The organism is Paraburkholderia sp. J7 (genome assembly GCF_905220155.1).
Lineage (GTDB): Bacteria > Pseudomonadota > Gammaproteobacteria > Burkholderiales > Burkholderiaceae > Paraburkholderia.
The window spans coordinates 192,047-207,051 of record NZ_CAJMYZ010000006.1; the positions used below are offsets into that span (position 1 = coordinate 192,047).

Consider the following 15,005-nt stretch of genomic DNA (forward strand, 5'->3'; position numbering starts at 1 on the left):
CGTCGTGTCCGTTGTTAATGACCAGCGGCTTGCTGCCCGGGTTGCGGCCGGGGTGGTGACTTCAGCCACCACGTCGAGATGATCCAGTCATTCGCGCCATAGTACAGCGGCAATTTCGCCGGATATGCCAGCGTGTTCTTGAACGCCACACGGTGCGTCGCGCTGAACCACTGCGGCACCACATAGTAGCCGTGCATCAGCACCCGGTCGAGCGCATGCGTGGCGTCGAGCAGTTGCTCGAGCGTTTGCGCCTGCGTGAGCGCCTTGAGAATCGCATCGACGGCGGGTGACTTCAGGCCCAGCAAGTTGCCCGAGCCCGGCTCGTCGGCGGCCTTGCTCCCGAAGCGGTCGATCTGTTCCGCGCCGGGCACCTGGACGTCGGGGAACTTGATGGTCGTCATGTCGAAGTCGAAGGCGTCGAGCCGCTTCTGGTAGAGCGCGAAGTCGACCGAACGATAGTTCACCTGGATCCCGAGCCGCTTGAGCGCCTGCGTGTACTGCGCCATGATCGGCGCCCACTGCGCCGAAGCGCTCGTGTCGTCGAGCACTTCGAACGTGAACGGCTCGCCCTTGGCGTTGCGCAGCGCACCGTCGCGGTAGGTCCAGCCGGCGTCGGCCAGCAGCGCGCGCGCCTTGAGCAGATTCGCGCGCAGCGAGCCCGGCGGCGTCGTATCGGGCTGCAAGGGCGGCGGCCCGAACACGGCGGGATCGAGCGACTTGCGCCACGGCTCGAGCAAGGCAAGCTCGCCTGGCGACGGCAGGCCCTTGGCCTGCAGCTGCGTGTTCGCGAACCAGCTGTCGATGCGACGGTACTGGCTATAGAACAGCATGCGGTTGAGCCACTGGAAATCGAGCGCGAGGTCGAGCGCGCGGCGCACGCGCACATCCTGGAACACGGGCTTGCGCAGATTCATGACGAAGCCCTGCATGCCCGTGCCATTGTGCTGCGGGAACTCGCGCTTGATGAGTTCGCCGCTGTCGAAGCGCTTGCCGACATCGCGCCGCACCCAGTTGCGCGCGACATATTCGACGAGCGCGTCGTACTCGCCCGCCTTGAAGGCTTCGAGGCGCGCCACGTCATCCGAATAGAGCTTGTAGGTAATGCGCTCGAAATTGTTGGTGCCCACACGCACCGGCAGATCCCTGCCCCAGTAGTTGGCGTCGATTTTGTAGGTGATCGTGCGGCCGTTCGAGTAGCGGTCGATCACATACGGGCCGCTGCCGATCGGCTGCTCGAACGCCAGCTGATCGAAGGCGATGCGGCTGCCGTCCGGTCGCAATCCCCACTTGTGCGAGAACACGGGCATGCCGCCCGCAATGAGCGGCAATTCGCGGTTCTTGGTGCGAAACTCGAAGCGGATCGTCGCGGGGTCGACCACCACCGCGCGCGTGATCTCGCTGAAATACGCCTGCATGGAGGGCGCGGCCTGGCGGCTCTTCAGGGTATCGAGCGAGAACTTCACGTCTTCGGCCGTCACCGGGTCGCCGTTCGAAAAGCGCGCCTTCGGGTTGATGTGAAACGTCACCGAAAGCGCGTCGGGCGCGATGCGGATGTCGTCGGCGAGCAGACCGTAGGCGGAGGCCACTTCGTCGAGACTTCCCGTCGTGAGGCTCTCGAACAGCATGCCGAGGCCCGGTGCCGGATTGCCGCGCAGCGTGAACGGGTTGAACTTGTCGAAGCTTGTGAGGCGGTCGGGGTTGGCGAGGACGAGCGTGCCGCCCTTGGGCGCATCGGGATAAACGTAGTCGAAGTGCGCGAATCCTTGCGGATATTTGGGCTCGCCATACTGCGCGATGGCGTAGACCGCGTGCGCGGACGGCATGGCCATCAGCCCGAATGCGAGCGCCAGACACGCGGCCGCCAGCCTTTTTCCAGGCGCGAACCATGCCGCAGGAACGGTTGCCCCAAGCGCGCCGCGCGCCGTCCTGCCTCGCGTTCCTGTCGTCATAGATCGGTAATTGTCCGGGCTGCCTTGTCAGTTGTGAGAGAATTCTACCCAAACCACGCGGCGCCGCCCCTACAGGCGCCGGGCGCAATGACCTGATTTAGGAGAATTCATGGGCTTCCTCGCTGGCAAACGCATTCTGTTGACCGGCCTGCTGTCGAACCGTTCGATCGCATACGGCATCGCGCAGGCATGCAAGCGCGAAGGCGCGGAACTGGCGTTCACGTACGTCGGCGACCGCTTCAAGGACCGTATTACCGAGTTCGCGCGCGAGTTCGAAAGCGACCTCGTGTTCCCTTGCGATGTGGCCGACGACGCGCAAATCGAAGCGCTCTTCACCGACCTCAAGCAGCACTGGGACACGCTCGATGGCCTCGTCCACTCGATCGGCTTCGCACCGCGCGAAGCGATCGCGGGTGACTTTCTCGATGGCATGACCCGCGAGAACTTCCGTATTGCGCACGATATTTCGGCGTACAGCTTCCCGGCGCTCGCCAAGGCCGCCAAGCCGATGCTCGCCCAGAATGCTTCGCTGCTGACGCTGACCTATCTCGGCGCCGAACGCGCCATCCCGAACTACAACACCATGGGCGTCGCGAAGGCCGCACTCGAAGCGAGCGTGCGTTATCTCGCGGTGGCGCTCGGCGGGCAAGGCGTGCGCGTGAACGGCATCTCCGCTGGCCCGATCAAGACGCTTGCGGCAAGCGGCATCAAGGGCTTTGGCAAGATTCTCGACTTCGTCGAGCAAAACGCCCCGCTGCAACGTAACGTGACCATCGAGCAGGTCGGCAATTCCGCCGCGTTCCTGCTCTCCGACCTGGCAGCCGGCGTGACCGCCGAAATCATGCATGTCGACTCAGGCTTCAACGCCGTGGTTGGCGGAATGGCCGGCCTCGAATAAGCCCGCCTTCGCGTTGTACGCGCCTCGTTGCGCGTGCAACGACAGACAAGCAAAAGCCGCCCAATGGGCGGCTTTTCTTTTGGCGCAACGCGTTACCCGTGTCACACGCGTTACGCCAGCGACCAGCCTCGCGGCTTAGTGCCAGTGTCCCGGAGGACCACCGTGGTCGCGGTCATAGTGACCACGGCCCGGGCCGTCGTAGCCGCCGTGGTGACGATACCAGTCGTCACGCCCCCAGTAGCGGCGGCCGTCCCAGTAACGGTCGCCATGCCAGCCGATCACGATGGCCGGCGGCGCCGCGTAGACGGGAGCCGGTTGATAAACGACCGGCGGCGGGGGCGGCGGTGCGTAGACCGGCTGCGGAGCGACATAAACCGGGGCCGGAATACCGATGTTGACACCAACGCTCACGCCAGCCATAGCAACGCTCGATGCGCCGATAGCCACGCCCCCGAGCAGCATTGCAACAACACGTGGGAACTTCATGGACTCACCTTTCGGGTTTGATGTTTTGTTGAAACCAATATAACGCACGGTCTTGGCCGGCGTATTTCAAACTTGTAATAACTGATGCACAAACCTGCCCTGCGTTCGATGTCGTTACGTCTCGTTACACCCACGCGAAGGCTGGCGGCGCGCAGCGCAGTGCGAATGCGCGCATCGTTCGCGTGCTTTTCGCGACCCGGTGCTGCCGTGAGCATGGGCGCGGCGAACGACGGCGCAGCGGAGGATATCACCGCTGGCGCCAAAGCGTGCGGGCGCCAGCAAGACCTTGGATCTTGAGTGCGGCATTCACGCGACAAACGCCGTTTCATTCGCATGCCGAACGACTTTGCGCACACCCCGCTCTTCCACGAGGCGTTGCGCACGACTCGATGTGAAACCCCATATCGCTTCCCTGATATATATCCATTGCAGTCCTGATTAAATGAATCCTGGAAATCGGGAATCGAGAACGGAGCCGCCTCGACGGCGGCAAGAAGCAATAAGCGGCCGACCAAACACCGACTTTACGCACAACGTGAGCCAAAAAACAAAAACCCCGCAAGCCGAGACTTGCGGGGTTTCGCCGCCATTACTGGCGGAGACGGAGGGATTCGAACCCTCGATCCAGGTTTTGGCCCAGATGCTCCCTTAGCAGGGGAGTGCCTTCGACCTCTCGGCCACGTCTCCCGAAAACTTCGTTCGCGCCAGGGAGGCAGCGCAACGAAGCCAAGATAATAGCGGGTTAGCGCGTTCCGGTCAATTCATACGACGCTTTTTTGCAAAGTTTTTTCTGCAAGCGCACAACGAACGTCGCGCGCGGCATCTCAAATCAGAATCAAGCGAAAAAACTGCGTCACATCCGCGTCATACAACCCAGACACAACGCCAATACAACGCCAACCCAGCGCGATTTACGCGTGCTCGAGGTCGAATGCCTTGTGCAGCGCGCGGACCGCCAACTCCATGTACTTCTCGTCGATCAGCACCGAGATCTTGATTTCCGAAGTCGAGATCATCTGGATGTTGATGCCCTCTTCCGAGAGCGTGCGGAACATCTTGCTCGCCACGCCCACGTGCGAGCGCATGCCCACGCCGACCACCGAGACCTTCGACACCTTCGGATCGCCCAGCACCTGCTCGGCGTTCACGTGACCCTTCACCTGGTTGTTCAGGACATCCATGGCGCGCTGATAGTCGCCGCGCGGCACCGTGAACGTGAAGTCGGTCTTGCCGGCCACGCTCTGGTTCTGGATGATCATGTCGACGTCGATATTCGCGTCCGCCACCGGGCCGAGGATCTGATACGCGATACCCGGCTTGTCGGGCACGCCCATCACGGCAATGCGGGCCTCGTCGCGCTGGAACGCGATACCCGAGATGACTGCTTTTTCCATGGTCTCGTCTTCTTCAAAAGTAATCAGGGTGCCCGAGGTCATTTCCTCGTCGAGGTTCATCATCGGGTCGGTCAGGCTGGAGAGCACACGCGTCTTCACCTGATACTTGCCCGCGAATTCCACCGAGCGGATCTGCAGCACTTTCGAGCCGAGGCTGGCCATTTCCAGCATCTCTTCGAACGTGATGCGATCGAGACGGCGTGCGTCGTCGACCACACGCGGGTCGGTCGTGTACACGCCGTCCACGTCCGTATAGATCAGGCATTCGTCGGCCTTCAGCGCGGCTGCGACTGCAACCGCCGAAGTGTCCGAGCCGCCGCGGCCGAGCGTGGTGATATGGCCTTCCGGGTCGATGCCCTGGAAGCCCGTGATCACGACCACCTTGCCTTCGTCGAGGTCGGCCAGCACGCGCTCGCCGTCGATGTCGTTGATGCGGGCCTTGGTGAACGAGCTGTCGGTTTTGACCGGCACTTGCCAGCCGGTGTAGCTGATGGCGTCGACGCCTGCATCCTGCAGCGCGATCGAGAGGAGACCAACGCTCACCTGCTCACCGGTCGACGCAATCATGTCGAGCTCGCGCGGGCTGGGCTGCGGCGAAATTTCTTTCGCGAGACCGAGCAGACGATTGGTTTCGCCGGACATCGCCGAGGGCACGACGACCATCTTGTGGCCGGCCTTGTGCCATTTGGCGACGCGCTTGGCGACGTTCTTGATGCGCTCGACCGAGCCCATCGAGGTGCCGCCGTATTTGTGTACGATGAGTGCCATTGTCGTTCTGAACTGGAGATGTTACCGCGCTGGCGCACCGAAGGACTGGGCCGCCCGGACGCTTATGGCCATGGCGGCGGCTTCAGCGCGTGCAGCACGCGCGGGTTTTGCCCTCAGGGGCGCGAAGGCCGGCGCATCGTGTCGATTGGTGATGCGCGCTTGTACCTTCTCGTGCCTTCTTGTGGCTTGCACTTGCGCCCTGCCCGCATGCCGCTACGACGTCCCTGCAACCGTCGGATACCGCTCGAAGGAAAAATCGCGCCTTCATGGCACACGCCGCTTTTGACGGCGTCCGTGAACGCGAAAAAGCGGGCTGGACAAACGACTTACACTACCCGATTGACGTCAAAATTACAAGACGAAACAAGCTTGCGGAGGGCGAAAAAGGCTTGCGGGGCAAGGATTTGCGGGGGAACGATCGCAATTGCGCCGGTCGGTTCAGCGGCAACCGTGCGGCAACTGCGCGTCAACTGCGCGGTGACCGCGCACGAATTCAGGCGATCAGTAAATCTTCGCGCCATTCGATGCGACGCCAGGCCACGCCCGGCTCGCCTTGCACCGCACCGAACACCGACCGGTTGACGCCGATACGGGGCACGAACAACAGCGTCTCGCCCACAAAGAGCAGCGGCACGTCGCGCTCCCATGCGGGCACGCCATGCGTCTGGAACAGATTCTTGAGCGTGCGGCTCACGTTCGCCGCCTCGTCGCGCAAACGCTCGCCGCCGCTACGCTCGCGCGCGACGAGCGGAGCGCTCGCGAGCACATGCTCTGGGACGGCGTCGGGGTCGTCGGGCGCGGCAGGCGCAAAAACGTAGGTTCCGCGCCACGATGGCAGACGCCAGATTTCCTCGCCGCGCCACTTCACCGACACAGGCGCACGCGAATGCGTGGCGCCCTCGCCTGCGCGTTCTTCGCGTACGGCTGCGGCTTGCCACGTGACGATGCCGCGATACGCGCGCAAGCGATATCCGGCGTGATCGACGCGCAATGCGTGAGCGTTCAGGTCGTCGCGCGCAACCTCGCGCAACTGCCGCAACATGTCGGCCAGCCGCGCCGCCGATGCCGCCGGCAGGCCAAGCGAGCGCATCCAGTAGCGCAGCACATTGAGCGCGCGCGGGTCGTCGAGCGCAAGCAGCGCGGGGTGTGAAAGCCCGGCTGTGTCATCGAGTCCAACGTCGCGTAAATCGATCCGCGCAAGATCGTCGAGCAGACGCTGCGAAGCAGCCGCATGCGCCGCCGTGCGCGCGAGCGCGTCGCGATAGCCGGGGAAATGGGCCGAGAGCGCCGGCATCACGTCGTGGCGCAAGGCGTTGCGTGCGTAACGCGTGTCGTCGTTCGACTCGTCCTCGATCCACTGCACGCCATGCGCGCGCGCATAGCGCTCCAGTTGCGTGCGCAACAGAGCGAGCAGTGGCCGCATGCGCACCGCGCCATTGCCGCTCGCACGCGCAGGCGCCATCGCCGCGAGCCCTGCGACTCCCGCACCGCGCAGCAACTGCAGCAGCACTGTTTCCGCCTGATCGTCCGCATGCTGCGCGAGCCAGAGCACCTGGACACCATGCACCGCGCACATCGCTTCGAGCGCGCGATAGCGGGCGTCGCGGGCAGCCGCCTCGACGCCGGCCGCGTCGTCGCGCGCCAGCTCCACACGCCTTGCGTCGAACGCCACGCCGTGGCCGCGCGCGCTCGCCTCGCAATGGGCGAGCCATGCGTCGGCGTTCGGGCTCAGTCCGTGATGCACATGCAGCGCAATCAGACGCGCAGCGCCGGCCGCGCGCACCGCGGCATCGAGCAGCACTGACGAGTCGAGCCCGCCGCTATACGCGATCGCGATGCGTGCGTCGTTGGGAAGCGCGGAAAGCACAACGCCGAGCGCATCGAGAACGATGCGCCCGGCGTCGGATTCGGGATGGTCGGTCACAGCACGACCGCAGACGTAGTGGAGCGTTGACGTCGCGCGCCTTACGCGCCCGGCGTCGTTTCCTTGTACTTGCCGTAGGCCATCAGGCGCTCGAAACGGCGCTCTTTCAGGTCGGCGATGCTCATGCCCTGGAACTGGCGCAGCGAGTCGGCAAGCGCGCGGCGCAGCAGCGCAGCCATGCCCTTCGGGTCGCGATGCGCGCCGCCGAGCGGCTCGTTCACGATCTTGTCGATGAGGCCCAGTGCCTTCAGGCGGTGCGCCGTGAGGCCCAGCGCTTCCGCGGCTTCCGGGGCCTTCGCAGCGCTCTTCCAGAGAATCGATGCGCAGCCTTCCGGCGAGATCACCGAGTAGGTCGAGAATTGCAGCATCATGACCGTGTCGGCAACCGCGACGGCGAGCGCGCCGCCCGAACCGCCTTCACCGATGATCGTCGTGATGATCGGCGTCTTGAGTTCGGCCATCACGTAGAGATTGCGGCCGATCGCTTCCGACTGGCCACGCTCTTCCGCGCCGATGCCCGGGTACGCGCCCGGCGTGTCGACGAACGTGAAGATGGGCAGACCGAACTTCTCGGCGAGGCGCATGAGGCGCTCGGCCTTGCGGTAGCCTTCCGGGCGCGGCATGCCGAAGTTGCGCGCGGCGCGCTCCTTCGTGTCACGGCCCTTCTGATGACCGATCACCATGCAGGCCTGACCATTGAAGCGCGCGAGGCCGCCAACGACAGAAAGGTCGTCCGCGAACGAGCGGTCGCCATGGAGTTCGTGAAAATCGGTGAAAAGCTCGTGCACGTAATCGAGCGTGTACGGACGCTGCGGATGACGCGCGATCTGCGAAACCTGCCACGGGCTCAGGTTCGCATAGAGGTCCTTCGTGAGCTGCTGGCTCTTCTTCGACAGCCGCTCGATTTCTTCCGAAATATCGACGGCCGAATCGTCCTGAACGAAGCGCAGTTCTTCGATCTTCGCTTCCAGTTCAGCGATCGGCTGTTCGAAATCCAGAAACGTGGTCTTCATGTGTGGGAATCCTTCACTTTGCGGCAGCGCGTATTCTAACCGCGCCAGCCCGCGCCGAAATTGGCTCAGAACTATCGACTTCTTCGGTCGATAGGATTTTTCTTAATAGATAACGGCTGACTCAAGCCTCACGACGGCTCGAGGCTGCGCCACATGTACCACGTCGCGACAGTACGCCACGGCTCCCAGTTGGCCGCGACTTCGCGCGCTTCGCTGCGCGTGACCGGCTCGCCACTGAAATAGTTGACGCTGATCGCGCGGATCAGACCGAGATCGTCGAGCGGCAGCACGTTCGGGCGCGCGAGATTGAAGATCAGGAACATCTCGGCGGTCCAGCGGCCAATGCCGCGAATTGCCGTGAGCTCCGCGATCACGTCCTCGTCGTCCATCGACGTCCATTTGCCGACATGCAGCGCGCCCGAGACGAAATGCTGCGCGAGATCGAGAATGTATTCTGTCTTGCGTTTCGAGAGCCCGCACGCGGCGAGCTTTTCGTGACCGAGTTTCAGGAACTGTTGCGGCACGAGCTTCGGACACGCGGCTTCCACACGCTGCCAGAGCGCTTGCGCCGCCGCCGTCGAAATCTGCTGGCCGACCACCGAACGCGCGAGCGTGACGAACGGATCGTCGCGGCTCAGCAAATGCACGGGGCCGAACTTCGGAATCAGCTTCTTGAGAATACGGTCGCGCTTGACGAGGTCTGCGCAGGCCTTGTCCCAATAGTCGGGACGCTGCACTTCGAATTCGAGGTCGCCGAGCGCATTCGCCGCCGGCTCCACGGCCTCGAGCACCGCCGGACCATTGGAGAGCGCGGCTTCGATCGCCGCGCCGTCGAGCGCCTCGTGCAATGTGGACGCGCCGTTTGCCTTACCACGCGCCGCCTTGGTAGCCGGCTTTGTCGCTGCCTTGCCGCCCGCGCCATTGAGCGCGCGCTTTGCACCTGCGGGTGCGCCCGCAGTTCCGCCCGTTAGCGACGCAGACCGCCTGGTCTGCGTCTTCGTGGCCGTTGCCATCCTGCCTCCTGCCTCGCGAATCGATCAGTGGAAACTGGACAGCCCGCTTACACGCGGCGCCACTCGGTCAATCCGCCCGGTTTGTCTTCGAGCGCGACACCGGATTCGAGCAGTTCGGCCCGAATCCGGTCCGCCTCCGCATACTGCTTCGCCTGCTTGGCCGCCGTGCGCGCCGCGATCTTCGCTTCGATCGCTGCCACGTCGAGCGCGCCTGCCTCTTCTGCGCCCGCAGCCTGTTGCAGATACACGCGCGGCTCGCGCACGAGCAGCCCGATCACGCGTGCGAGGCGCTGCAGTTGACGCGCAAGAACGGCGTCGCGCGTACGGTTCACCTCGCTCGCGAGTTCGAACAGCGCGGCGATCGCCACCGGCGTGTTGAAGTCGTCGTTCATTGCCGCACGAAAACGCTGTGCGTACGGCTCATTCCAGTCGAGCTCACCGGCGTCGGGCGTCACGTCCTTCAACGCCGTGTAAAGACGCGTGAGCGCGTTGCGCGCGTCGTCGAGATGCACGTCGCTGTAATTCAGCGGCGAGCGGTAATGCGCGCGCGCCATGAAGAAGCGCACCACTTCTGCATCGTACTTCGCCAGCACTTCGCGGATCGTGAAGAAGTTGCCGAGCGACTTCGACATCTTCTCGTTGTCGATATTCACGAAGCCGTTATGCATCCACGTATTGACGAACGTCTTGCCGGTCGCGCCTTCGCTCTGTGCAATCTCGTTCTCGTGGTGCGGAAACTGCAGATCCTGGCCACCGCCATGAATGTCGAAGTGCTCGCCAAGCAGCGTGCAGCCCATGGCCGAGCATTCGATATGCCAGCCCGGACGTCCGCGCCCGTACTTCGAGTCCCAGCTCGTGTCGGCCGGCTCTTGCGGTTTTGCCTGTTTCCACAGTACGAAGTCAAGCGGATCCTGCTTGGCATCGTTCGTCGCCACACGTTCGCCCGCGCGCAGGTCCTCGATCGACTTGCCCGAGAGCGCGCCATAGTTCGCGAACTTGCGCACGGCGTAGTTCACGTCGCCGTCCGCACCCTGGTACGCGTAACCGTTGCGCTCGAGCTTGCCGATCATGTCGAGCATTTGCGGGATGTACTGCGTCGCGCGCGGCTCATGGTCGGGACGCTCGATGCCGAGCGCGTCCGCGTCTTCGTGAAGCGCTGCGATGAAACGGTCGGTGAGCTGCTTGATCGTCTCGCCGTTTTCCACCGCGCGACGAATGATCTTGTCATCGATATCGGTAATGTTGCGCACGTAGGTCACGTTGTAACCGAGCGCGCGCAACCAGCGCTGTACGATATCGAACACCACCATCACGCGCGCATGCCCGATGTGACAATAGTCGTACACCGTCATCCCGCAGACGTACATACGCACGACGCCGGGCTCGAGTGGCACGAAAATTTGCTTGTCACGCGCGAGCGTGTTGTAGATGCGCAGTGATTCCATAAAGGCGATGGATACGTGGGTCGAAAGAAATCCGCGGCGGCGCCGACCGCAGCCAGCGGGTGATGCCCGCATGACTCAGGCTGCTGTCTGTCGGCGTCCGGACTGCAAACAGGTTGCTATGCTCAGCGGAGACGACCACGAGTGGCGTTGGAAAGCCCGGCGACTCGCGCAAGCGCCCGTAATGCAAACATAACGCGAACAAACGGGCGAGGGACAAAGCGCGCGACGAAAACGCACAGACCTTTTGTTAGAATGGCTCGGAGTATAACACCGCGACCTCACCCTATGAAACCTTCCAGCGGCCGCGCGCCCCGCGCTGCGACCCTTGCCGCGTCGGCTCTCTCGAGCGTCGCGATCGTGCTGTGCAGCGTGAGCATCGCGCATGCCGCGCCCCCGGCGACGTCCGACGCCACGCCTGGCGCCGACGCAGCGATCAGCCAGCAGGACTGGGCTGGCGCGCTGCGCAAGCTCGACGAACGCATCAAGACGAACCCGCGCGACGTGCAGGCGAAGTTCAAGCGCGCGACCATTCTCGCGCGCCTGAACCGCGACGACGACGCGATCGAGGCGTTCACCGAACTTACGCAGCTCTACCCCGAACTGCCCGAGCCTTACAACAATCTCGCGGCGCTTTATGCCAAGCATGGCCGCTACGAGGAGGCGCGCGTCGCACTCGAAACGGCGGTGAAGGCGAACCCTTCGTACAGTCTCGCGTGGGAAAATCTCGGCGACCTGTACCTGCGTCTCGCCGATGCGTCATACCGACGCGCGCAAACGCTCGGTCACACGAGCGGCGCGACGTCGCAACGCCTCGCCGACATCGCGAAGATCATCTCGCCGCCGCCCGCTGCGAAGAAAGCGAACGCCGCTGCGGCAGCGCCAGAAGCCGCGTCGGGCGCAAGCCCGACTGCGCTCGTGCCCGCGTTCACCAATCCCGCGTACCAGTTCGGCGGCTCGACGGGGTCGCTGGCGATGCCGCCTTTCGTGGCGCCGTCGAACTAACACGTGGCGCGCAGCACCTCGCGCGCCGCAACACGTTTTTCCCGCACTTCCGAGGATACTCATGAAATGGTTGATGTTGGCGCTCGGCAGCGCCGCCCTGATCGCGAACGCACCCGCCTTTGCGCAAAACGGCCAGCCGGCCGCCGCGCATCCGCAAGTGCTCTTCAAGACCAGTGAAGGCGACATTCGCGTCGAACTCTATCCGGAGAAAGCGCCGAAGACCGTCGACAATTTCCTGCAGTACGTGAAGGCTGGCCAGTACAACGGCACGATCTTTCATCGCGTGATTCGCGGCTTCATGATCCAGGGCGGCGGCTACACGCAAAGCTTCGTCGAGAAGCCCACGCGCGCGCCGGTCGCGCTCGAAAGCAAGAACGGCCTGAAGAACCTCACGGGCACGATCGCGATGGCGCGCACGAGCGACCCGAATTCGGCCACCGCGCAGTTCTTCATCAACACGGTCGACAACGCCGGCCTCGACTATCCGAACCCGGACGGCAACGGCTATGCCGTGTTCGGCAAGGTCACGCAGGGCATGGACGTCGTGAAGAAGATCGAAGCGGCGCCCACCACCTCGCGCGGCCCGATGGCCGACGTGCCGCAAAAGGAAATCGTGATCGAATCGGCGACCGTCGTCGGCAAGTAAAGCGCCGGCAACACGCCAGGTCATCATCGACTAACCGGGCGGCAACGCCGCCCTCACCCGTCGCACGTCGCGGCGCCGGCACACGCGTTGGGCAACACGCCCCGCCTCTTGCCGACGCAGCGGCGTTCACTCCCCCAGCCACAGGCAAAGGATCCCATCATGGTCGAACTGCACACGAACCACGGCGTCATCAAGCTCGAACTGAACGCCGAGAAGGCCCCGAAGACGGTCGCCAACTTCCTCAACTACGTGAAGAACGGCCACTATGACGGCACGGTGTTCCACCGCGTCATCGACGGGTTCATGATCCAGGGCGGCGGCTTCGACGCCGGCATGAAGCAAAAGCCGACCGAAGCGCCGATCGAAAACGAAGCGAACAACGGCCTGAAGAACGAGCGCGGCTCGATCGCCATGGCGCGCACCAACGACCCGCACTCGGCATCGGCGCAGTTCTTCATCAACGTGGCCGACAACGACTTCCTGAACCACTCGTCGCCGACGCCGCAAGGCTGGGGCTACGCCGTGTTCGGCAAGGTCGTGGAAGGCCTCGAAGTGGTCGACAAGATCAAGAAGGTCAAGACGGGCTCGAAGGGCTTCCATCAGGACGTGCCGGTCGACGACGTCGTGATCGAAAAGGCTGTCGTCGTCGAATAAGCTTCAACCCACTCTCACGCACACCCTTCATCGATGCTGCAGGAAAAGGCTTTACGACACGCTGCCGCGGGCGTGCCCGGCGAGGGCAAGCGCCCGCACGCGGCTCGCCCGTTCCTGTTCATTTCCGATGTCCATCTGAATGAAGGGATTCCGCGTACGGTCGCCGCGTTCGAGCGCTTTATCCGGGTCACGGCCGATCAGGCCGACTCGGTGTTCATACTCGGCGACCTCTTCGAATACTGGATCGGTGACGACATGCTCAGCGATCCGTTCCCCGCACGCATGGCTGCGCTCATGCATACGCTCTCCGAGCGCGGCATCGCGCTCTACATCATGCACGGCAACCGCGACTTTCTGATGGGCAAGCGCTTCATGAAAGCCGCGGGCGCGATCTGGCTGCCCGACCCCATCGCGATCACCGCGTTCGGCACGCGTCTCGCACTCGCGCACGGCGACGCGATGTGCACCGACGATCACGGCTATCAGATCTTTCGCAAGCTAGCGCGCAACCGGCTCGTGCAACTGCTGTTTCTCGCGTGGCCGTTTCGCTGGCGGCGTGCGATTGCCGAGCGCGCGCGCTACGCGAGCGAAAGCAAGCGCAGCGGGCCGCGCCTGCCGAAGTACGACGTCACGGCAAAAGGCGTGGCGGCGCTCTTCAAGCGCGCGCGTGCGAACACCATCGTGCATGGTCACACGCACAGGCCAGCGCGCCACCAGGAGCCCGGCGGCACGCGTTGGGTCTTGCCCGACTGGGATCTCGATCACGGCAAGCCACGCGGCGGCTATCTGCGCGTGGACGCCGAAGGGTTCAGGGTCTTGCCGCTTGACTGAAACCGAGGTGTGCCGCTTCTAGCACCCTGGTCGCGCCGCGCGTCAAACGCGCGCGGGCGCTTTCTCTTCTTCGCTGGCCGCCGCAACGACCTGCGGACCGCCACACTCCAGCCCTTCCGACAGACGCCGCAATTCAGCGAGCGCCGCATCGGCGCCGTGCAGCGCCTCGAGACGCGTGCCGAGACGCTCGAGCGCAACGACGATGGCATCGACACGCTGCGCCTGCGTGGCTGCGTGGTCGATCAGGCCGTGGATCGCGAGCGAAACCGGGTCGTCCGCATTGGGCGTGATGCCGTAAGCGCAGAAGCCCTCGCGCGCCGAAGCCGGCTTGGCCTGCACCGGCGCAGTCTTCGCCGGCGCGACGACGCGCGCGGGGTTGCCCACCGCCGTCGCGCCGTCCGGCACCGGCTTCACGACGACGGCGTTCGAGCCGATCTTCGCCCCGGCGCCCACCGTGAAGCCGCCGAGCACCTTCGCGCCCGCACCGACGATCACGCCCGCACCCAATGTCGGATGGCGCTTCGCGCCACGCGTGAGCGACGTGCCGCCGAGCGTGACGCCCTGATAGATCGTGCAGTCGTCGCCGACCTCGGCCGTCTCGCCGATCACGACGCCCATGCCGTGATCGATGAACACGCGCCTGCCGATGGTCGCGCCCGGATGGATTTCGATGCCGGTAAGAAAACGTGCGATCTGCGAAACGTAACGCGCGAGCCAGCGGCGCTTCGCGCGCCAGCACGCATGCGCGAAGCGATGGAGCACGAGCGCATGCAGACCCGGATAACAGGTCAGGACCTCCCACGCACTGCGCGCGGCGGGATCGCGCTCGCGGATCGTGGCAATGTCTTCGCGAAGTCTCTTGAACATGGCAGTCACGCAAAAAAACGTGTGAAACAGGGGGAATGGCGGCCGCACGCCACCGCAGCGTGCGCGCGAAGCGGCGCAGCGGCTATTGCAGCCACGCGCATTTGCTTATGAATTT

At 64.0% G+C, this 15,005-nt stretch carries 13 protein-coding genes and 1 tRNA gene; 5 read left to right on the plus strand and 9 right to left on the minus strand.

The annotated features are described in order from the left end of the window. Positions 1-14 precede the first annotated feature (14 nt). Complete coding sequence (locus U5A58_RS12210) at positions 15-1,949, minus strand: extracellular solute-binding protein (RefSeq protein WP_415774211.1); 1,935 nt, start codon at positions 1,947-1,949, stop codon at positions 15-17. Positions 1,950-2,058: 109 nt separating this feature from the next. On the opposite strand from U5A58_RS12210, the gene fabI reads away from it, so the two are divergent. Beyond that, a complete protein-coding gene (gene fabI / locus U5A58_RS12215; RefSeq protein WP_321908866.1) occupies positions 2,059-2,847 on the plus strand; it encodes an enoyl-ACP reductase FabI in 789 nt (262 codons plus the stop codon). Between the two features lie 135 nt (positions 2,848-2,982). Here fabI and U5A58_RS12220 read toward each other — a convergent pair whose 3' ends face one another. The 7 genes from U5A58_RS12220 to cysS all read right to left on the minus strand — a co-directional run bounded on the left by U5A58_RS12220 (position 2,983) and on the right by cysS (position 10,890). After that, complete coding sequence (locus tag U5A58_RS12220) at positions 2,983-3,333, minus strand: hypothetical protein (protein ID WP_321908868.1); 351 nt, start codon at positions 3,331-3,333, stop codon at positions 2,983-2,985. Positions 3,334-3,926: 593 nt separating this feature from the next. Further along, positions 3,927-4,020: transfer RNA gene (locus U5A58_RS12225), tRNA-Ser, on the minus strand. A 224-nt stretch (positions 4,021-4,244) separates the two neighbouring features. Further along, positions 4,245-5,495: an aspartate kinase gene (locus tag U5A58_RS12230; RefSeq protein ID WP_321908870.1), complete on the minus strand. Its 1,251-nt coding sequence runs from the start codon at positions 5,493-5,495 to the stop codon at positions 4,245-4,247. 493 nt (positions 5,496-5,988) lie between these two features. Next, complete coding sequence (gene tilS / locus U5A58_RS12235; protein ID WP_321961633.1) at positions 5,989-7,419, minus strand: tRNA lysidine(34) synthetase TilS; 1,431 nt, start codon at positions 7,417-7,419, stop codon at positions 5,989-5,991. Between the two features lie 41 nt (positions 7,420-7,460). Further along, positions 7,461-8,432, minus strand: coding sequence for an acetyl-CoA carboxylase carboxyltransferase subunit alpha (locus U5A58_RS12240; protein WP_158757629.1), 972 nt, complete (start codon positions 8,430-8,432; stop codon positions 7,461-7,463). Between the two features lie 128 nt (positions 8,433-8,560). Continuing rightward, on the minus strand, positions 8,561-9,445 hold the full coding sequence (locus U5A58_RS12245) for a DNA-3-methyladenine glycosylase (RefSeq protein WP_321961634.1): 885 nt from the start codon (positions 9,443-9,445) through the stop codon (positions 8,561-8,563). 47 nt (positions 9,446-9,492) lie between these two features. Then, positions 9,493-10,890, minus strand: a complete 1,398-nt coding sequence (cysS, locus tag U5A58_RS12250) for a cysteine--tRNA ligase (RefSeq protein ID WP_321961635.1) — start codon at positions 10,888-10,890, stop codon at positions 9,493-9,495. Positions 10,891-11,175: 285 nt separating this feature from the next. Between cysS and U5A58_RS12255 the strand changes: the two genes are divergently transcribed. From U5A58_RS12255 to U5A58_RS12270, 4 genes are all read left to right on the plus strand, one after another. Next, entirely contained in the window at positions 11,176-11,892 is a 717-nt protein-coding gene (locus tag U5A58_RS12255; protein WP_321961636.1) for a tetratricopeptide repeat protein, read from the plus strand. 61 nt (positions 11,893-11,953) lie between these two features. Beyond that, positions 11,954-12,538 carry a peptidylprolyl isomerase gene (locus U5A58_RS12260; protein WP_158757625.1) on the plus strand — a complete coding sequence of 195 codons (585 nt, stop codon included), beginning with the start codon at positions 11,954-11,956 and terminating at the stop codon, positions 12,536-12,538. A gap of 159 nt (positions 12,539-12,697) precedes the next feature. After that, positions 12,698-13,192: a peptidylprolyl isomerase gene (locus tag U5A58_RS12265; RefSeq protein WP_321908879.1), complete on the plus strand. Its 495-nt coding sequence runs from the start codon at positions 12,698-12,700 to the stop codon at positions 13,190-13,192. A gap of 33 nt (positions 13,193-13,225) precedes the next feature. Then, the gene (locus U5A58_RS12270) at positions 13,226-14,023 is read left to right on the plus strand and encodes a UDP-2,3-diacylglucosamine diphosphatase (RefSeq protein WP_321908880.1); all 798 of its coding nucleotides are present in this window, start codon (positions 13,226-13,228) and stop codon (positions 14,021-14,023) included. Positions 14,024-14,065: 42 nt separating this feature from the next. Here the strand turns inward: U5A58_RS12270 and cysE are convergent, their stop codons facing one another. Beyond that, positions 14,066-14,890, minus strand: coding sequence for a serine O-acetyltransferase (gene cysE, locus U5A58_RS12275; protein WP_321961637.1), 825 nt, complete (start codon positions 14,888-14,890; stop codon positions 14,066-14,068). Positions 14,891-15,005 lie beyond the last annotated feature (115 nt).

Bases quoted from the DNA above. Each gene is read 5' to 3' on its own strand.
- U5A58_RS12210 (WP_415774211.1), bottom strand. From the start codon at position 1,949: ATGACGACAGGAACGCGAGGCAGGACGGCGCGCGGCGCGCTTGGGGCA.
- fabI (WP_321908866.1), top strand. From the start codon at position 2,059: ATGGGCTTCCTCGCTGGCAAACGCATTCTGTTGACCGGCCTGCTGTCG.
- U5A58_RS12220 (WP_321908868.1), bottom strand. From the start codon at position 3,333: ATGAAGTTCCCACGTGTTGTTGCAATGCTGCTCGGGGGCGTGGCTATC.
- U5A58_RS12230 (WP_321908870.1), bottom strand. From the start codon at position 5,495: ATGGCACTCATCGTACACAAATACGGCGGCACCTCGATGGGCTCGGTC.
- U5A58_RS12240 (WP_158757629.1), bottom strand. From the start codon at position 8,432: ATGAAGACCACGTTTCTGGATTTCGAACAGCCGATCGCTGAACTGGAA.
- U5A58_RS12245 (WP_321961634.1), bottom strand. From the start codon at position 9,445: ATGGCAACGGCCACGAAGACGCAGACCAGGCGGTCTGCGTCGCTAACG.
- cysS (WP_321961635.1), bottom strand. From the start codon at position 10,890: ATGGAATCACTGCGCATCTACAACACGCTCGCGCGTGACAAGCAAATT.
- U5A58_RS12255 (WP_321961636.1), top strand. From the start codon at position 11,176: ATGAAACCTTCCAGCGGCCGCGCGCCCCGCGCTGCGACCCTTGCCGCG.
- U5A58_RS12260 (WP_158757625.1), top strand. From the start codon at position 11,954: ATGAAATGGTTGATGTTGGCGCTCGGCAGCGCCGCCCTGATCGCGAAC.
- U5A58_RS12265 (WP_321908879.1), top strand. From the start codon at position 12,698: ATGGTCGAACTGCACACGAACCACGGCGTCATCAAGCTCGAACTGAAC.
- U5A58_RS12270 (WP_321908880.1), top strand. From the start codon at position 13,226: ATGCTGCAGGAAAAGGCTTTACGACACGCTGCCGCGGGCGTGCCCGGC.
- cysE (WP_321961637.1), bottom strand. From the start codon at position 14,890: ATGTTCAAGAGACTTCGCGAAGACATTGCCACGATCCGCGAGCGCGAT.